The organism is Grimontia marina (genome assembly GCF_900060185.1).
GTDB classification, from domain to species: domain Bacteria; phylum Pseudomonadota; class Gammaproteobacteria; order Enterobacterales; family Vibrionaceae; genus Enterovibrio; species Enterovibrio marinus.
In genome coordinates, this window is sequence record NZ_FIZY01000047.1 from 1 (window position 1) to 18,016 (window position 18,016).

General features: G+C 47.2%; 15 protein-coding genes. 4 read left to right on the plus strand and 11 right to left on the minus strand.

Annotation, left to right across the window (positions count from 1 at the left end):
* The first annotated feature begins 221 nt into the window (after nucleotides 1-221).
* Complete coding sequence (locus tag GMA8713_RS19435; RefSeq protein ID WP_062713375.1) at nucleotides 222-557, plus strand: TraR/DksA family transcriptional regulator; 336 nt, start codon at nucleotides 222-224, stop codon at nucleotides 555-557.
* Here the strand turns inward: GMA8713_RS19435 and GMA8713_RS19440 are convergent, their stop codons facing one another.
* Both GMA8713_RS19440 and GMA8713_RS19445 read right to left on the minus strand, forming a co-directional pair.
* Nucleotides 558-1,448, minus strand: a complete 891-nt coding sequence (locus tag GMA8713_RS19440; protein WP_084387784.1) for an urea carboxylase-associated family protein — start codon at nucleotides 1,446-1,448, stop codon at nucleotides 558-560.
* A 629-nt stretch (nucleotides 1,449-2,077) separates the two neighbouring features.
* The gene (locus GMA8713_RS19445; protein ID WP_062713377.1) at nucleotides 2,078-3,646 is read right to left on the minus strand and encodes a carboxypeptidase M32; all 1,569 of its coding nucleotides are present in this window, start codon (nucleotides 3,644-3,646) and stop codon (nucleotides 2,078-2,080) included.
* Between the two features lie 241 nt (nucleotides 3,647-3,887).
* Between GMA8713_RS19445 and GMA8713_RS19450 the strand changes: the two genes are divergently transcribed.
* Nucleotides 3,888-4,454, plus strand: coding sequence for a gamma-glutamylcyclotransferase family protein (locus GMA8713_RS19450; RefSeq protein ID WP_062713378.1), 567 nt, complete (start codon nucleotides 3,888-3,890; stop codon nucleotides 4,452-4,454).
* A gap of 47 nt (nucleotides 4,455-4,501) precedes the next feature.
* On the opposite strand, the gene GMA8713_RS19455 is transcribed toward GMA8713_RS19450, so the two are convergent.
* Both GMA8713_RS19455 and GMA8713_RS19460 read right to left on the minus strand, forming a co-directional pair.
* The gene (locus tag GMA8713_RS19455; protein ID WP_062713380.1) at nucleotides 4,502-5,521 is read right to left on the minus strand and encodes an OmpA family protein; all 1,020 of its coding nucleotides are present in this window, start codon (nucleotides 5,519-5,521) and stop codon (nucleotides 4,502-4,504) included.
* 298 nt (nucleotides 5,522-5,819) lie between these two features.
* The gene (locus tag GMA8713_RS19460) at nucleotides 5,820-6,509 is read right to left on the minus strand and encodes a DUF2786 domain-containing protein (RefSeq protein ID WP_062713382.1); all 690 of its coding nucleotides are present in this window, start codon (nucleotides 6,507-6,509) and stop codon (nucleotides 5,820-5,822) included.
* Nucleotides 6,510-6,721: 212 nt separating this feature from the next.
* Here GMA8713_RS19460 and GMA8713_RS19465 point away from each other — a divergent pair, with 212 nt between their 5' ends.
* Complete coding sequence (locus GMA8713_RS19465) at nucleotides 6,722-7,633, plus strand: DMT family transporter (protein ID WP_062713384.1); 912 nt, start codon at nucleotides 6,722-6,724, stop codon at nucleotides 7,631-7,633.
* Between the two features lies 1 nt (nucleotide 7,634).
* On the opposite strand, the gene GMA8713_RS19470 is transcribed toward GMA8713_RS19465, so the two are convergent.
* The 6 genes from GMA8713_RS19470 to GMA8713_RS19495 all read right to left on the minus strand — a co-directional run bounded on the left by GMA8713_RS19470 (nucleotide 7,635) and on the right by GMA8713_RS19495 (nucleotide 14,841).
* Nucleotides 7,635-8,546, minus strand: a complete 912-nt coding sequence (locus tag GMA8713_RS19470; RefSeq protein WP_232314496.1) for a substrate-binding domain-containing protein — start codon at nucleotides 8,544-8,546, stop codon at nucleotides 7,635-7,637.
* Between the two features lie 5 nt (nucleotides 8,547-8,551).
* Nucleotides 8,552-9,340 carry an ATP-binding cassette domain-containing protein gene (locus GMA8713_RS19475; protein ID WP_062713386.1) on the minus strand — a complete coding sequence of 263 codons (789 nt, stop codon included), beginning with the start codon at nucleotides 9,338-9,340 and terminating at the stop codon, nucleotides 8,552-8,554.
* A complete protein-coding gene (locus tag GMA8713_RS19480) occupies nucleotides 9,337-10,377 on the minus strand; it encodes an ABC transporter permease (RefSeq protein WP_062713388.1) in 1,041 nt (346 codons plus the stop codon). The genes GMA8713_RS19475 and GMA8713_RS19480 overlap by 4 nt, the downstream gene beginning before the upstream one ends.
* An 89-nt stretch (nucleotides 10,378-10,466) precedes the next feature.
* On the minus strand, nucleotides 10,467-11,489 hold the full coding sequence (locus GMA8713_RS19485) for a sugar ABC transporter substrate-binding protein (protein ID WP_062713390.1): 1,023 nt from the start codon (nucleotides 11,487-11,489) through the stop codon (nucleotides 10,467-10,469).
* Between the two features lie 104 nt (nucleotides 11,490-11,593).
* Nucleotides 11,594-14,092, minus strand: coding sequence for a PAS-domain containing protein (locus GMA8713_RS19490; RefSeq protein ID WP_062713392.1), 2,499 nt, complete (start codon nucleotides 14,090-14,092; stop codon nucleotides 11,594-11,596).
* A 5-nt stretch (nucleotides 14,093-14,097) separates the two neighbouring features.
* Nucleotides 14,098-14,841, minus strand: coding sequence for a winged helix-turn-helix domain-containing protein (locus tag GMA8713_RS19495; protein WP_232314497.1), 744 nt, complete (start codon nucleotides 14,839-14,841; stop codon nucleotides 14,098-14,100).
* A gap of 171 nt (nucleotides 14,842-15,012) precedes the next feature.
* Here GMA8713_RS19495 and GMA8713_RS19500 point away from each other — a divergent pair, with 171 nt between their 5' ends.
* Nucleotides 15,013-17,370, plus strand: coding sequence for a DNA polymerase II (locus GMA8713_RS19500; protein WP_062713451.1), 2,358 nt, complete (start codon nucleotides 15,013-15,015; stop codon nucleotides 17,368-17,370).
* A gap of 79 nt (nucleotides 17,371-17,449) precedes the next feature.
* Here GMA8713_RS19500 and GMA8713_RS19505 read toward each other — a convergent pair whose 3' ends face one another.
* Nucleotides 17,450-17,761: a hypothetical protein gene (locus GMA8713_RS19505; protein WP_062713394.1), complete on the minus strand. Its 312-nt coding sequence runs from the start codon at nucleotides 17,759-17,761 to the stop codon at nucleotides 17,450-17,452.
* Between the last annotated feature and the right edge of the window lie 255 nt (nucleotides 17,762-18,016).

The window sequence follows — 18,016 nt, forward strand, 5'->3', positions numbered from 1 at the left end:
CACCTTCGCTTTAAATTCGGGTGAGTGGTTTCTACGTTTTCTTGTCATCATCTGCTCCAGTCTTTCTGGGGACTATCAAAACAGATCAATCACTTAAAGTCATGTCCGAAAATTGGGGGCCACTTCTGTGTTCGACATACCGTCGGTTTTTGTCTTAAACCTTGATCCTCTGGTAGTGTGGTTAAACACTGAATGATTGAATTCTGATTCAAGGACGCGGTATGACAGAACATCAGGTAAGGCTTGAAAACCTCAAAGCGCACATTCTGGAAGAGTTGGATTTACTGAAGGGTCATGCAGAACCGGTGGCTCTGGATCAACCCAGTATTGGACGGGTTTCCCGCATTGATGCGATTCAGCAAAACGAAATGGCCAAGTCCAATCTCAGGGGGTTGCAACGTCAATTGCTCGAAGTGAATGCCGCACTCCAGCGTTTGGAGGACGACGAATACGGCTTTTGCGAAGGATGTGGTATGGATATTCCCGATGCCCGTTTAGCCATCAAGCCAGAAGTCAGGTTCTGTGTTGGCTGTCAGGAAGAGCATGAAGCACATTAACTAATCAGAACAATATTCATTGGGCTGAAACGGCTTCCATTTTTTCAATGATTCAGCGGGAGCCGTAAATACTTCTACGGTGAGGGGGTAGCACGTTGCCTCATCACTGGAGTGTGTCGAACTGCAATCCCCGCCGGGGCAGGTCGAGAGAGCTCCTAGAAGATCGGTCTCAGCAAAAAACTCAATATAATCTCCCTTTCTTGCAGGACTCGCCTTCATGAAATACTGATGTGTATCTTTCGTAAATCCAGTACACATGAACACATTTAACACGTCATGCACATGGGGTTCTGCATCTTTCTGGCTGACACCGAGTTTTTCGGCAAGTGCCCGGGTAAGATTGGAATGGCAGCAATGATGATAGCTTTCACCATGAAGGTGGAAGTGGGTGTAGGGGTCGCACCGGGTGCCAATGACATCGTGTACACCTGCGCCATCATCATCCCAGCCATACCATTGCAATGAGTCATCGGTGATGGTGGCGATAGGGCGCAGATAAGGCATACTGCTCCAAAGCCTGTCACCTGTGGTTAAGTGAGTAGCATGTAACTGGCGTGTTTTACCACTAAAAAACTGCTCACCTAAATTGTCACGCTGCCAAAGATTTAAATCCCCAACCTGTGAACCATGTAAACATGAAATACGGAAAAAACTGCCAGCAGGGACGGTAAAGCAGCGCGCTTCCCTTGGCGGCACTTCCAGTTTAACGGCTCTAACTGATTCTTCCCGTACAGTTTGATAAAACGGCGCGTTATAGGTTGGAAGACTTTCAACGTTGTAACATACCACAGACTTAGCAGCGCGGCGTGCTTTAGCATCTGAGGGGGCTGGGTGCTTAGTTTCCCAATTGGCGGCGCTGTGATCGCCCATTCTTCGTGCATTACGGCTCATACCACTACCTCCATGTAATCGTCGTCATTGGAGTATATACCCAAACAATCTGAAGATGCTCGCATTGATGGCCTCCCTTCGGGTGAGTTGACTGACGTCGTGCTCTTTGTTGTTCCTTTTTGATGGAGAATACCACGCAATCTAAAGTTCAATTTCAAACTAAGGCTCAAAAAAAGCCTTTGCCAGTGAGAGTTAGCAAAAAAGTTGTCAATATCCCCGAAGGTAAGCAGTACTATCCCAAATGTCAGGGCTTCGCAAAATCAAACCCTTGCAGAGAATGCTATGGGACAGGTTGGGTATGAGAAATTTAACTGTATTGAGCTAGGGGCTGTTGATCTTTGGTGGTTAAATTTTGTTCTAGCTATAAGCGTTTTAGGCGCGGCGAGGTGTGTGCCGCCTAGCATTCTAAGCAAATACACCTCAACAAAGCATAAAACGCTTAGAGCAGAACCCTTCGGGCAGCGTTTGTGGGGAATTTCTGCTGCGTTATCAGCGTCTCATGTAGGCTAGCTACACATCGACGCCTCTGCCTTGCATAAAATCCCCACAAACTGCTGCAAAAATCATCACCAAAGATCAACAGCCCCTAGAGCACCAGCGCAGCCACTAGCTGCGCTGGTTAGTTTTAATTAATTGTTCAGGTAACGATTGATAAGATGCTGTTTGAAATACTCTGGATTTAGTGGTTCGCCCGTTGCCTGAATCACCAACTCATCCGTCGTCAGCGTTGATCCTTTTGACCATATGTTCTCTTCAAGCCAGGCGCTAATCGGTGCGATCTCCAGTTGTTTCAGGCAGATATCGACATCAATTGTCTTGCGCATTGCTGCCATAAACTGTGCCGCATACATAGCACCCAGCGTGTAGCTTGGGAAATAGCCAAATGAGCCGTCACACCAATGAATATCCTGCATGCATCCGTCTTTATAGTTGTGATTTTCTGCAGTAGACATTTTGCATTCGGGGTCTGTCCAGTGGATATCTTGCATACATCCATTAATGAAATTACCTTCGGTGGAGATACCAAGATACTCCTGCATCTTCTGATCCCAGATACCTGGAATGTCATCCACTTCAATGTTGCCTTCAATCAAATCGCGTTCTATTTCATAGCGAAGGATAACGTGAGCTGGATAGGTCACTTCATCTGCGTCGACACGAATGTAGCCGGGTTGCACGCGTTTATAAAGAGCGTTGATGTTGCTTATATCGAAGTCTTGGTCAGACTGACGGTCAAAGGTGTCTTTTGCGAACGAAGCAATGTGTTCGACAAATTCTGGGCTCCGTGCGAGTTGCATTTCGAAAAACAGACTTTGACTTTCATGAATACCCATTGAGCGTGCTTGGCCAGCAGGGAAGCCTTGTAAGGATGCTGGTAGGCCTTGCTCGTAGCGCGCATGTCCGGTTTCATGAACCACACCCATGATGGCCTGGGTAAAGTCTTCTTCATTGTATCGCGTAGTAATACGAACATCTTGAGGAACACCACCACAGAAAGGGTGTATTGAAACATCAAGTCGACCATGGTTAAAGTCGAAGCCTAGAATCCCCATCAGCTTTTTGCCGAGTTCCGCTTGCTGTTCAGTTGGGAAGGGCCCTGCGGGTTCTTCTACAGTAACGTTTGACTGTTTTTCGATGATTTGACGTGTTAGCTCGGGTAACCAGGACTTGAGTTCGCCAAAGATAACGTCCAGCTTCTCTGTTGTCATCCCCGGCTCATAAAGGTCCAGCATAGCGTTGTATTTGCTCAAGCCTGTTTGTTCCGCGCGGATAGCTGCTTCTTCTCGAGCGAGTTTTACTACATCCTTGAGATTGACTGCGAATTTATCCCACTCGTTTTCTTTGCGTTGGGTGCGCCACTCGTGCTCACACTTCGAACCCGCGATGGATTTTGCTTCAACCAAATAAGAAGGTAAGACAGTCGCTTGTTGCCAAACGCGCTTCATTTCTTTCAAGCTGACTTTTTGTTCTTCAGAAAGTGAAGCGACAGTTGCTTCTGCTTCTTCAATCCATTGACCCATTTCCGGTGCTGTCAGGGTTTCGTGGCAAAGTACAGCGAGCTCACTCATTGCATGCGCTCTGGCTTCGTTACCGCCATCAGGCATCATGGCAGCTTGATCCCACCCACAAATCGCGGCGAGGTGTTCGTAATTGAAAAGTTTTTTAAATTGTTTTTCTAAGCTTTGGTAAGCGGTCATTGTTTTTATCCATGTCGTATCTTCGGAGGTACCGCAGACACATCCTTCAAACTGCGGTCGGACAGAATAGTGCTTTAGAATCATACTGAACGTAAAGAAATTTAGGAAAGATTGAGACTTGCTATGCAGAGAATGCTGTTCTTCCTGAACAACCACAGATTCTCAGGTTACAACGTTGACAGTACCACGTGTTGTTTGGATTAATCCAATTAAGTAATTAATGATAATTGTTTGATAATTTATGTATATATTTGGATATGGAAGTTTGATAAACGATGCTTCAAGGCGTCTGACCGGAGAAACGGGACGTGCGGTGCCTGCGAAAGTGTCGGGTTTGCAAAGACACTGGGGGTATACGGGCTCGCCTGTCATGTCTCACTTGGTTGTTCGGGAAGGCGAAGGGCATTGCAACGGAGTATTAATTCACATTGATGATAGTGCATTAGAGGTGTTTGATATCCGAGAAGCTGGGTATCAACGTGTTCTTTTGGACTCTGAGCGTATTCAGGTGCTGGTAGATGACTTTGTGGTTGATGGTCTCGTGTATGTGTACGTAACAGATGAAGTGATAGCACCTTGCAGTAGTCATCCAATAGCTCAAAGTTATGTCGATACGGTTTTGGCTGGATGCTTGAGATACTCGGCAGATTTTGCGGAGAGTTTTATTACTTCAACGTATGGATGGGATTTCCCTCGTATCGATGATAGGCACTCACCCGTATATCAGCGTGTTGCGGGTGTAGCGGATGAAGATCGCTGCAAGATTGATGCTATGTTGGTTAACTTGCCAAGTTATGCCGAAAGATAAGAAAAAAGCCACACTATTGCGTGGCTTTTCTGACCCCGGTTATTTGATTACTCTTCGTAAACAAACTCTGGAGATTCGATTTCAACGCGGCGGTTTTTCGCACGACCTTCAGCTGTGTCGTTTGAGGCAACTGGGTTAGATTCCCCTTCGCCAACAACGCTTAGACGGTCTGCACTGATGCCGTTTGAAGTGAAGTAGTTTGCAACAGTTCGTGCGCGCTCTTCGGACAGTTTTTTGTTGAATACTTCAGAACCTACACTGTCAGTATGACCAATGATGATTGCAGTCGCTTCTTCAAAATCCTGCAGACGCTTAAGCATTGGATCCAATTGCTGTGAAGCGCCAGGAGAGAGTTCAGATTTACCAAAGGCAAACAGTTCAACTTCATCTGCTTGAGAGAATACGTACCTCTTAGATTCTTCAACAACAGTTTCTACGACAACGACTTCTTCAACTACGACTGGCTCTGGCTCTGGCTCTGGCTGCGGTTCTGGTTCTTTGTGACGGCCAAAGTGAAAAGTCACACCAGCGGTAATTAAATGGTTGTCAGCATCGAAATAGCCTTTGTCCATGTCTGGAATGTATTGATATTCCAAACGAACATTAACCAAGTCATTAGCACGGTGGTCAACACCCAAAGCAGCAAGAATTGAGTAATCGTCTTGATCACCTGTACCTACTTTGCTGTTCCAGTTCCACCATGCAAGTCCGAGCTTACCGTAGATATCAGTAAGGTCTGTAACACCTACATTGAATTTCGGTGCTAGCGTTAATGCGGTCAGGTCACCGGCACCAGGGTTTACGCCATTGAATGCGGTATCGAAACGACCAAGATAGTCATAAGTTGATTCAATGGAAAAGTTATTACCGAAGTCGTAGCCAAGAATCAGGCCTCCGGCAACTTCGTCGTTTCCGAGACTACCACAGTTGCCTGCTTGGCACGCGTCCGTCAACGTAGACACACCGAAACGACCACCAAGATAAAAGTTTGAATCATCTTGGGCGAATACATTTGCCACTGGACTTAATGCCACAATGAGTCCAAGGCTTGTCACTGCTTTTTTCATTTTGCTTTCTCCATTCCTTCTAGAGAGGGTTTGGAAGGTAGACTATGGTATCTCTCTTTGAGTCACCATCCTTGAGTTTGCTTTTGCAAATCTTTTCAATCACCAACTGAACTGATGATTTAATAAGCTAGGCTAGGGCTTGGCACTCTGCAATACAATAGCGATAGGATAAATTCAGGCTTTTTTAATACAACAGTGTTCAAAAAGGAGTGGTTTTTCGGTGAGTCTATTGAAAGTCAGTAAGTTGCAAAACTATCAGTTGCTGGGTTGGACTGCGGTCTCAATTGTAAAAAAGCGCCTAAGTTAGGCGCTTCATTTGTTGTGCTCCAGAAACTGGTCGACTGACGGAAACCTGTTTTCCCTTCTTCATTCCCTTCTCGTAATCATCAGTGATGTTCTTCATGGCCTCTTTCAGTTGCTGCTTGAAAGTCTCGCGATCGATGTTTTCAAACTGTTTATCGATATAGTCTTTGATTTTCTTGTCAGCATCACTATCTGGGGCGATATTTGGCAGCTTAGCCAACGCACCTTCAAGCCATCCCATGGTGAAAGACTGTACGCGACGGTTTAGTTCCACCTGAGAGGTGCCTGAACCCTGAAAACTGTTTCTGAACTGCCCGACGTGCTCGTTCATTTCTCTGTACACGATATCGAAGGCAAAAGCGGCAAAGATAGCGCGATCCGCATCGCCGATAAACTCCGCTTTTTTAAGGCCTTTATAATTGGTCAGCACGCATTCCACGCCAAAGCGTGTGTTGATGCCGCGGATGATTTTGAGGATCGCGTCGCTGATTGATGACGGAAGCAGCGTTTCTGAGGTGGTTTTACCCATACTGATGAAGTCGATGTCGTCTTGATCAAGCCCGTACTTTTTCATCAACCGCTGTGCCATTTTAATGGCTTGTGCTGCTTCATTGATGTTTGAGGAGTTGCTGAGTTCCAGACACTTAGCAATTTTTTTGAGGGCTTTGCGTTTCGCTTCGGACATTCACTTCACCACTGAAAAAACGGGAGCGGTATTTTACCGCTTTCGCGCCGTTTTACCAAACGCTGTTGCATCATGTTCACTTATCAATCAGTTAAGCAGAAACCAAAAAGTTCAAAATGATTGAGAAAAATAACCAGTTTTTCTCAAAGTTGTGAAAGTGGATTTAGACTAGGGCGGTCAGATTAGCAAGTGATAATTTAAGGATGGTGAAGATGGTTCATATGGCAAGGCTTACGCTAAAAAATCTGACGATGGCTTTGGTCGCGATGACCTTCTTTGCCGCCAATTCGTTGCTGTGCCGAATGGCGATAGCTGAAAGCGATATTGACCCAGCTTCATTTACCTCAATTCGATTAATATCTGGCGCATTAGTGCTTTATGTCCTCTCGTGCATTTTCCATTCTAAAAATAGTGATGCCAGGAAATGTTCGTTAGTTCAGCAGCCTATAGAGCATTGGCTTGCCGCTGCCATGCTGTTTCTTTATGCGGCAACATTCTCCTTCGCGTACATGTATTTGGAAACAGGAACTGGTGCGCTCATTCTGTTCGCCTTCGTTCAGTTGACCATGTTCGCATATAGCCATCACAAAGAAGGTGGAGCGAGTGGATTAGAGTATATCGGAGCACTGATTGCGGTCGCAGGCCTCGGCTACATGGTTTCGCCTGGAATGAATGCGCCAGACGTTTGGGGTGCGGGATTGATGGCGATTTCAGGCGCGGCTTGGGGGATCTACAGTGTGCTAGGTAAGGAAACGAAGGTGCCGCAGCTTCCTGCCAATTGTATTAACTTCCGCTTGAGTATTTTCTTTGTTGTACCATTTTTCCTACTTAACATCCCGATGAATACTGTGTCTTCGGAAGGCATTTGGTTAGCAATTCTCTCCGGGGCTGTGGCCTCGGCAATTGGTTATGCTATTTGGTATGGCGTTGTTCAGCAATTTAAAGCCACGCAAGCAGGAGTGATGCAGTTATCTGTCCCTATCATTGCAGCGATTGCGGGGTATCTGCTGTTAAATGAAAGTATCTCATTGAGAATGGTGATTTCAGCCGTAGTCATTTTGTTTGGCATTACTGTGACATTTTTAGGTAAAGAGAGTAAACAGTCCCCATTAGCAAGGGACTGAATTACCATTCTTTGAATGTGTTTGCATTTTCTGGGGTCATTAGGCGGGTGGGTATAAGCACATCTTGTTTCTCTATTTGGCCGCTTTGCAGCCACCGCTCTGCAATCTTTACTGCTTCGCGGGTCATCGTCTCTGGTGATTGAATAGCTGAACCAATCCAGTTTGGTCTCTGGTCTATAAATGCAGATTTAGCATCAGGACTGCCATCTACTGAAATAATGACCGCTTTTGATTTGGCTTGAAGTAAAGCACTTTCAGCACCAAGGGCTGTGCGATCATTAATGGCGAAAATACCATCGATATCATCATAGAGCTGCATTGCGTAAGCCATTTTTTCAAGACCGCCTTCAACGCTGCCAGTGCCATTTAACGAATCACCGAGAAACGTTAGCATAGGGTATTGTGTCAGTGCTTCTTTACATCCCTCAACGCGCTCTATCACAGCCGAGACTTGCGGGCCGTTGATAATCAGGACATTCCCTTTACCCCCCAGCACCTTTGCTAAACCATGGCAAGCAACTTGCCCCGCACGAAGGTTGTCGGTTGTCACTGTCGCTGTCGCACCATCAGCGCGCACATCTATAGCGAAAACGGGGATACCGTGGCGAAAAAGACGTTTTACATAAGGGCCAATTTTGTGCTCGTTTGAGGCAACAAGAAAAACGACATCTACTTCTTCAGCCATAAATTCGTTGAGTTGACGTACCTGTCTTGGATGGTCATAAGCGCTGGATCGGACGAGGACAACGCTGTCTTCACCAAAGCGCTCTTGAACTTCTTCCATAATGGTACGAACGACGGTAACGAAGTAGGGGTTAGTAAGATCAGTGACACTCACTCCCGCTTTGATAGCCGCCGCAACGGGCGGCTGTATCAAAGCCAAAAGCATGAATGTGAGCACAAGTCTGTACACTTAGATTAAGCCTCGGACGTTTGTCCCGGCTCCATCGCGCCGGTCATTATTGCTACTGCGTCATTCATAGTGTGGGTCTGCGGCGTAATGATGTCCACCCGCTTACCCAATCGATGAATGTGTACCCGATCGGCGATTTCAAAAACGTGAGGCATGTTATGGCTTATGAGCACTACCGGGAGCCCACGATTCTTAACTTCCAGGATGAGATCCAACACGCGACGGGATTCCTTAACACCCAATGCGGCAGTCGGCTCATCCATAATCACCACTTTGGAACCGAATAGCGCAGAACGCGCCACAGCAACCCCTTGACGTTGCCCTCCTGAAAGAGTCTCCACCGCTTGGGTGATGTCCTGAATCGTCATCAAGCCGAGCTCGGTAAGTTTCTCTTTGGCTTTATCACGCATCGCTTTTTTGTCCAGCATACGGAACCATTTACCTCGCCAGTCGGAGTGACGAATTTCGCGGCCCAGAAAGAGGTTGTCAGCGATATTTAGGGCTGGTGAAACAGCTAGATTTTGGTAGACCGTTTCAATTCCCGCTTCACGCGCCTGCATTGGGTTGGAGAACTTTACGGACTTTCCATCAAGAGCAATTTCTCCAGCATCGGGAATCAGCGCACCGGAAAGTGCTTTTATCAGGCTGGATTTGCCTGCCCCGTTGTCGCCGATCACCGCGAGGATCTCACCGGGCATCAATTCAAAATCTGCGTCATCTAAAGCCGTGACGCGGCCATAGCGCTTGACGAGTCCTTTAGCCTGAAGCACTGGTTTTGGGTTTTCAATACTCACGCTGCCACCCTCCTGATCCACTGGTCGATACTGACTGCCACGATGATTAATATGCCGACTGTGAATTCTTGCCACAGCACATCAACGCCGAGCAGTGCCAGTCCATTTCTAAACACGCCAACAATCAGTGCCCCAATCAAGGTGCCAAAAATTGAGCCGCGGCCTCCAAAAAGACTGGTTCCTCCAATCACCACTGCTGTAATCGAATCCAGGTTTGCGGTAAAGCCTGCCTGCGGACTCACTGAGCCTATTCGTCCTATCAATACCCAAGCCGCCAACCCACAAACGACGCCGGCAAGTATGTAGACGGACAGCAGTATTTTGCGCGTCCGGATACCTGCAAGCCTTGCTGCATCGGGGTCATCGCCAGTCGCGTAAACATGACGTCCCCAAGCTGTCCAGTTCAGCGCATACCAAATAATCACAAACAGGAGGAGCATGAAGATAGAACTGTAAGCAATGCGGGCGCCAAAGAACTCGATCGTGTTTCCGAGCCATTGCAGCAACGGCGCCTGCTGGTCAATTACCTGAGAGCGAATGGTTTGACTATTGGAGTACCAAAGGTTGAGGGCAAAGAAAATATTCCAGGTACCGAGAGTTGCGATAAAGGGCGGTAGCTTAATTCTTGAGACTAAAAGCCCGTTGATTAATCCACATATGGCTCCGACAGAAAGCCCTGCCAACAGAGCGACGGGTGCAGAGAAGCCATAATCGATGGCGGATCTTCCCATCACAACAGAGGTAAGCACCATGATGGCTCCAACAGACAAATCAATGCCTGCAGTCAGAATAATCAGTGTTTGTGCGATTCCAATGACACCAATGATGGTGACCTGTTGGAGTACCAATGAAAGGTTGAAGGGGTGAAAAAAGCGATCCCCAATCAAGGTCGAGAATACGACGACAGCAATAATCAGAACGAGTAGAGGCGCTGCTGTCGGATGGTTATGCAAATAGAGTTGAATACGTTGTGCAACACTAAAACCTTGATGGAGTTGTTCTCCAAGCGCTCGGTTTTGTTCAGATGGAGATGACATCTATAGCTCCTGAGTACGTCCGTGTTCAGACAGGAAATGTCCACGACAAAAAAGCGGAGAGAGGAATAATCCCTCTCCGCAAAGCTGGGTTATCCCCAGCACTTTGATTTTCCTTCCTTGGATGTGGTAGACGACACGCCTTTAACTGGCTCATCGGTAATAAGCTCGACGCCGGTATCAAAGAAAGACTTACCTGGCGTTGCACCCGGTTTAACGCCTGATTTCGCGTATTCAACCACGGCTTCAACACCCAGCGATGCCATTTTCAAAGGGAACTGCATGGATGTAGCACCAATCACACCGGCACCAACGTTATCTACTCCCGGGCAACCTCCGTCCACCGAAACGATAATAACGTCGTCCTCTCGGCCTACGGCTTTAAGTGCTTCATACGCGCCAGCAGCAGCGGGCTCGTTGATGGTGTAAACGAGGTTAACGCTAGGATCTTTCTGGAGCAGATTCTCCATTGCGCGGCGGCCGCCTTCCTCTGAGCCCTGAGTCACGTCATTGCCAACAATGCGCGAATCATCTTCGTCACGGTTGATGTTCGGGTTTTTGGTGTCGATACCAAAACCAGTCAGGAAGCCCTGGTTACGAGCAACATCCACCGTGATATTCGCGGTGCTAAGATCCAGAAGTGCGATGCGGGCATCTTTTGCGTTGCCACCCAACTTTGCTTTTGCCCACTGTCCAATCATTTCGCCAGCTTTAAAGTTGTCGGTTGCAAAGGTAGCGTCGGCGACGTTAGCAGGGGAGAATGGGGTATCAAGGGCGATAACCAGTACGCCTGCATCACGGGCACGTTTCACAACAGGGGCCAGTGCCTGTGGATCGCTTGGGGTAATGAGAATGCCTGTCGCGCCAGCAGCGACCAGGTTTTCAATCGCTTGAACTTGTGAATCTGTGTCGCCATCAAATCGGCCAGCGAAAGAACTTACTTTGGCATCTAAGGCGTTCGCTTTGGCTTCGGCACCTTCCTTCATTTTGACGAAAAATGGATTGGTATTGGTTTTTGTAATCAGACCAATCAGCACTTCTTCTGCAGAAGCCTGTGCCAATGGCAAGGCAGCAAACATAGCGGCAATAGCGGTTTTGCGTAACAGCGTTTTCATAGCAGATCTCCTTGTGTCTTTGTCTTTTCAAACACACTGCCAAATGAAAACGAATGGATGGTTTCAATCGGGAAGTTTAGCTGTTAATAATTGAAATAAAGCGCTTAAGAATTTGAGTTTATTGAATTTAGTGTTAACTGGAGTTGACGGTAACTTATCGGTTTTGTGATCAAAGGCCAGTCTGGCTCATAGCCAAATTGCTCGGAGAGTTGGTTTTGAGGGAGCCCAGACATCAACACGATGTTGAGTTCAGGGTACAGATTCAAAGCTTCTTTTCGAAGCCAAATTCCGGTTTCCTTGCTGCCCAGATTAATGTCAGTAAGTACAACGTCGAAGCGGGTGTTTTTAAGTGCTAGCAAGGCATCTTTGGCCGAGTTGACGGCAATGACATTTAAACCGTCGTTCTCCAATAGTATCTTGATGGGCTCAGCAACGTCCCCGTCATCATCTACCAGCAAGATTGTCTGATTGCTCATGCTTAAGATGGTTTCAGCTATGGGTTCCGAATGATGCTCTACATGTTTGTGCTTGGTAAGAGGCAGCATCATGCTGATTTGTGTTCCTATCCCCAATTGAGAGCTGATTGAAACGTCTCCGTGAGATTGCTCTACAAAGCCATAAACCATACTCAAACCAAGGCCGCTGCCTTGGCCTTTTTCTTTGGTGGTGAAAAAGGGCTCCATGACTTTGTTCATCGCTTCGGCCGCAATGCCATTGCCAGTATCAGACACCTCCAGCAATACCGCTTCTTGATTAGCCTCAATCATATAGCAGGCGCGGGTGGATATAGTGACGGTACCACCGTCCGGCATCGCGGTATTCGCATTGAGAAGCATATTAATCAATGCGTTTTCTAATCCACTCTTATCAACGTAAGTCCAGCTTTCTTGTTCGGAAAGATCGAGCGCCAGCCGGCTTGTCCCATCCAATGTGTAATCAAGGAGATCGGCAAGCTCCCACAAAGTTTGCTCCAGGTTCACAGGTTCAGGGTGAAGCGGTTGCTGACGACTGAAGGCAAGCAGCCTATCAACCAATTGGGCGCCTTTCTCGGTGACGGAAAGTGCGCGATTAAGATAGGTTCGATGACTACCCTCAAGTGATGCATTCATATCCAATAACTCAAGATTTCCTCTTTGTGCCGAGAGAAGGTTATTGAAATCATGGGCGATGCCTCCTGTCAGTTGCCCCAGCGTTTCCATTTTCTGTGCCTGGCGCAGCTTAAGATCAATCTGGCGGCTTTCAGTCAAGTCGCGGTAGAGCGTGATAAAGCCGCCAGAAGGAATTGGCTGACTCCGGTACTCGACGATACGGCCATCCTTAAACTGGCGCTCGAAGACTTGAGGCTCCTGATGACGCTGGGCAATGCTCTCTTTCTCATCCAGAGACTCGCTTTCACTGTGCAACATCGAAGGCGTTATCAAAGCCTGAACATCTTCAATGTGCATGCCCTCAAGCAGTTTCTGGGCGTCAATCCCCAGTAGGGCGATATATTTACGGTTCCACACCAACAGGCGGTTGTCTTTGTCGAAGGCACTCAACCCATCCTGCATATCGTGGAACAGGGTTTCCAGCAGAAGCTTCTGGCGTGACAAGTCTCCTGTGACACGTGCCTTTTCTATGGCGTTGTGCTGGAATGCTTTAAAAGCGCTAGCGAGTTGGCCGATTTCATCTTGTCGCGGAATATTGATTGGCTCATGTTCGGTGTTACCACTGGCGAGGCTAATCATTTCATCTGTCACGCTTTGAAGGTCTTTCGCCATGCGGTCATTGAAACGATAGAGATAGAAAACCCCCACTGCGAGCGAGAGCAGTATGAAAGCCATGAGAAGAGCCACTTGATTGATGGCTTTTCTGGCGAGCAGTTGCTGCTGGTTGATTTCGCTTTGGTGAGTTTGAACGATTTCCGACACGTAATTCGCCATCCGTTCTGATTGAGCACGAATAGAAGCGAGCAAGAACGCATTCTCTGAGCGTAAAGCACCGATTTGGTTGTTACTGCGGGTCAAGGTTGCCAACACGGGTAAAACCTTTCGTGATAAAGACGAATTATCTGGTTTGTCTTTTTTAATGCTATCGGTGACTTGGGTTATCCATCCTGACTGAATTCGGGTAGGGTCTTTGCGGAAAGCATCGACAAACCCTTTTCCGAATGCATAACTCTCGAGCTCGTCCAACGAAAATTGTTGTGCCATTAAGTCTTCACGAATAAACAATTCGCTTTCCACATTTGCCATCAACTTAGTGAGTGTTCTTTCCACTTCTTCATATCTTTTCCCCAACTCAACGGCGTAATCCGGATCGGTTAACTTGGCGGCGTTTTCCCTTAGCGTCTGCGCTCTGGCATAGAGTTGAGCTTTTTCATTTTGAACCTGAAATGGAAGGGCAGAAGAGGCTGTGTATGGGGCCATTGCTGCAATTTGGGCGACACCTTCGGAGAGATTTAATGCTGTCTGCGTATCTGCCAATGTGGTTTCTGTCACGCGATCGAGCAAAAACTGATTCTGCCATAAGGTGAACAGGGAAAAGCCTGCCATCAATGTGGTGAGAAGCAATAATACTGACAATGTCAGCATTAAGTGAGGGCGAATACTCTGGCTGCGCATGACTGTCAGCTTGGTGCAGGGGAAGTGATTTGAACCACGGAGCAATCGAATCTATATCCCAGGCCACGCTCCGTTTTTATCAGTGATGGTATACGGGGGTTGGGTTCTATTTTCCTTCTCAGCCTGACAACCAACACGTCAATCGTCCTGTCCATGGAGTCACTGTCATAGCCATGTGTTTTCTCCATCAATTGTTCGCGTGTAAGAACAAGATGTGGAGAGGAGATAAATGCCTCGAGAAGGGAAAATTCACCATAAGTGAGGTCGGCTTGGTGCCCATTGGTGTGAATGAGTTGTCGTCGGGAAAGGTTGAGCGTCCAATCAGAAAATTGATAGAGAGTTTCGTCACTCACGACAGGATTGGATTCAATCGCCTGGGATTTTTTGCTACGCCTTAGCAGTGCATTAATTCTGGCGGTAAACTCGCGCAGGTTAAAGGGCTTCATCATGTAATCATCAGCGGCAACTTCAAGTCCAATAATCAGATCGGTGGCATCCCCTTTGCCGGTGAGCATCATAATGGGAACATCGCTGCTTTCCCTGAGTTGACGCGCTAACTGGAGACCATCTTCGTTGTTTAGACGAAGGTCGATCACAGCTAAGTCGATATTGGCAGTAGCTCTTAGCTGACTTCCATTACTTGCTTTCGTGACGTTGTAACCTATCTGAACCAATACATCAGCTAGGACATCTCTCACTTCCTGTTCGTCATCGACTATGACGATGTGTGAGACCTGACTGCTCATCATACTTCCTCCATTGACTTAGGAACTATAACAACAGGCTACTGAATTGAATGGAGGAATTCTGAGAATGAATGGTACTCGTGGGTAAAATACTGTTCGTACGTACAGATAAAATCAACGATGGACGATAAGGTGGGGTATACTGCACCTGAGATTGCTACTTCTGAGGCTAACTTGCAGTATCAAGACGGTTTTTTAATCAGTCGACACAGCCGTGATATCGGCGAACAGACTGAACTGACATTCTGGGTTCAGACCGATAATGGACCTGCAAAATTGATTGTTACGGGCGAAAAACCAGTGTTTTTTGTCGCCTCTGTTCATGTGAATCAGACTCAAACCATTTTGAATACGGCGGGCATCGCCTTCACCTGCCGAGAACTGCCTTTGAAAGACTTTGCTCTCCAAACGGTATCTGGTTTTTACTTCAACACGATTAACGCCGCCAATCGAGCAAGCCGTCTTCTTCAGATGGAAGAGATTGATACACTTGAGTCGGATGTCCGTTTACCTGACCGCTATCTAATGGAACGGTTTATTTGCGGTGGCTTAACCTTAGCTGGTAAGGCAACCGAACGCAGAGGCTTTACGGAATATCGTGAGGCCAAAGCGAAAGCGTCGGATTATTCCACTTCACTGTCCCGCGTGTCTCTGGATATCGAATGCTCAGAGAAGGGCGTCCTCTATTCCATAGGCCTTGATAGCGAGCGTGACAGCCGTGTCATCATGATTGGGGAAAAGCCAGCCAATGCTGATGAGTACCCTTGGATTCAATGGGTAGCATCAGAATATGACTTACTGAAAGCGCTCAATGATTGGTTTGTGACCTTTGATCCTGATGTAGTCGTGGGATGGAGTGTGATTGATTTTGACTTCAGACTTCTGGTCAGACGCGCTGCATTCCACAAGCTAGATTTACGATTAGGGCGCGGTGGCGAAAAGGCGCATTGGCGCGATTCTTCAAACAGCCGACAGGGGTTTATCACCTTGCCAGGGCGTGTGGTGATTGATGGCATTGATGCGCTGAAAACGGCGACATACAGCTTTCGTTCATGGTCGCTTGAATCGGTATCCCGTGAAATGTTCGGCGAAGGCAAAGCGATTGATAACCCCTACGATCGCATGGACTCTATCAACCGGATGTTCCTTGACGATAAACCTGCGCTTGCCAAATACAACCTGCAGGACTGTGTGCTGGTTAACCGCATTTTTGAGCAAACCCACTTACTGGAATTTCTTATCCAGCGTAGCCGTTTAACGGGTATTGAACTGGATCGTATTGGCGGCTCAGTGGCGGCTTTCACCAATCTTTATATGCCAAGGTTGCACCGTGCTGGTTATATCGCGCCAACGCTGGCTAGCGAAAACTGGATTGCCAGCCCCGGCGGTTATGTGATGGACAGTAAACCTGGCTTGTATGACTCCGTACTGGTGTTGGATTTCAAATCCCTCTATCCCTCGATAATCCGTACGTTTTTAATCGACCCCTTAGGTTTGATTGAAGGGCTTCAGGCTCAGGAAACAAGTGTTCCTGGCTTTCGTGGTGGTGTCTTCCACCGAGAAAAACATTTCCTGCCGTCATTGATCGAAAACCTTTGGAAAGCCCGCGACGAAGCCAAACTGAAAGGCGAAAAGGCGTTCTCACAGGCGATTAAGATCATCATGAACTCCTTTTACGGCGTGCTGGGCTCATCAGGCTGCCGCTTCTTTGATCATCGACTGGCGTCGTCAATCACCATGCGTGGTCATGAAATTATGAAGACTACCCGTGAGCTGATTGAAGCAAAAGGGTATGAAGTGATTTATGGTGATACTGACTCGACCTTTGTTTCGCTGGGAAGGCTCTATTCAAACGAAGAAGCGGATAAAGTGGGTCAAGCGCTGGTGGAGCATATCAATGCGTGGTGGATTAACCACCTAACCGAAAACTATGAAATTACCTCGGCGCTTGAGATTGAATACGAAACTCATTACCAGAAGTTCCTGATGCCCACGATTCGCGGACAGGATACCGGCAGTAAAAAGCGCTATGCGGGTTTGGTCAATAAAGATGGTGAGCGACGTATTGTTTATAAAGGATTGGAAACGGTTCGGACAGACTGGACACCCTTGGCGCAGGTATTCCAACAAACCTTGTATCAGAAGGTTTTCGATGGGGAAGAGGTGGAAGAGTACGTGCGTAATACGGTGGAAGACACGTTACGCGGTAACAATGATGCGCAACTTATCTATCGTAAACGACTACGCCGTAAGCTTTCTGACTACGAGAAGAATGTGCCGCCGCATGTGAAAGCAGCACGCAAAGCCGATGAGGCGAATAAGAAGCTAGGGCGTAACCTTCAGTATCAGCACGGCGGTTGGATTGAGTATGTGATCACCGTTAATGGTGCCGAGCCATTAGAAGCGTTGGACAGTCCGTATGACTATCAGCATTACGTCGATAAACAATTGAAGCCGATTGCAGATGGTATATTGCCCTTTATTGGTAAGAACTTTGATGATTTGGCGATGCCACAGTTGGGATTGTTCTAGGGTCTGTTATTCTTCAACGAAATAAAAACAAAGAGCCGGACAATAAATGACCGGCTCTTTGTTTTCAAAATACTTCGTACTAGAAGAAATCGACGCTTGAAACGTAAGTGCGAGAGGCGAGAACCGGGTCAAAGCAGACTGCACCACGGTTTGGTGTGCACACTTTATAGACATCACCACAATCAAAAATGGCCAGGATAACTTCATCATCTGTGCCAAAGCAGGTCGGTAATTTATCGCCAACTTTAGCCTTTACTTCCTGACCTTCATGTTCCCACGTCAGGCTTTCAATGCGCGAATCGTATACTGGGGCATCAACGTGTTTAGCAATGGCTAGGTAAATGGATTCTGCGTGATCTTGGGACTCAGCGGACGGAACGAAAAACGACATAACTCCTCCTAAATAACAATCATCCTTGCGCCTTCTTATTTTATTCTTTCAGAGTTGGAGCTCTGTACTGCAAAAAGGCAATAACCCAAAAGGTTATGTGGTCAACTTAACAAATTTATACCACTAAACGCAATGGAATTTTATTCCGCTAGTAGAAATCACCTAAGCGGAAATGATTGGGCGTAAAGTTAATATCAGCGAGTTACAGAAGGAAATTTGCTTTTCGAGTGAAAACTCGCTTGAATGAAAACACAG

Excerpts from the sequence above, each read along its gene's own strand:
- GMA8713_RS19495 (WP_232314497.1), bottom strand. The coding sequence starts at position 14,841 with ATGATGAGCAGTCAGGTCTCACACATCGTCATAGTCGATGACGAACAG.
- GMA8713_RS19485 (WP_062713390.1), bottom strand. The coding sequence starts at position 11,489 with ATGAAAACGCTGTTACGCAAAACCGCTATTGCCGCTATGTTTGCTGCC.
- GMA8713_RS19445 (WP_062713377.1), bottom strand. The coding sequence starts at position 3,646 with ATGACCGCTTACCAAAGCTTAGAAAAACAATTTAAAAAACTTTTCAAT.
- GMA8713_RS19505 (WP_062713394.1), bottom strand. The coding sequence starts at position 17,761 with ATGTCGTTTTTCGTTCCGTCCGCTGAGTCCCAAGATCACGCAGAATCC.
- GMA8713_RS19455 (WP_062713380.1), bottom strand. The coding sequence starts at position 5,521 with ATGAAAAAAGCAGTGACAAGCCTTGGACTCATTGTGGCATTAAGTCCA.
- GMA8713_RS19480 (WP_062713388.1), bottom strand. The coding sequence starts at position 10,377 with ATGTCATCTCCATCTGAACAAAACCGAGCGCTTGGAGAACAACTCCAT.
- GMA8713_RS19465 (WP_062713384.1), top strand. The coding sequence starts at position 6,722 with ATGGTTCATATGGCAAGGCTTACGCTAAAAAATCTGACGATGGCTTTG.
- GMA8713_RS19460 (WP_062713382.1), bottom strand. The coding sequence starts at position 6,509 with ATGTCCGAAGCGAAACGCAAAGCCCTCAAAAAAATTGCTAAGTGTCTG.
- GMA8713_RS19450 (WP_062713378.1), top strand. The coding sequence starts at position 3,888 with ATGTATATATTTGGATATGGAAGTTTGATAAACGATGCTTCAAGGCGT.
- GMA8713_RS19490 (WP_062713392.1), bottom strand. The coding sequence starts at position 14,092 with ATGCGCAGCCAGAGTATTCGCCCTCACTTAATGCTGACATTGTCAGTA.
- GMA8713_RS19440 (WP_084387784.1), bottom strand. The coding sequence starts at position 1,448 with ATGAGCCGTAATGCACGAAGAATGGGCGATCACAGCGCCGCCAATTGG.
- GMA8713_RS19435 (WP_062713375.1), top strand. The coding sequence starts at position 222 with ATGACAGAACATCAGGTAAGGCTTGAAAACCTCAAAGCGCACATTCTG.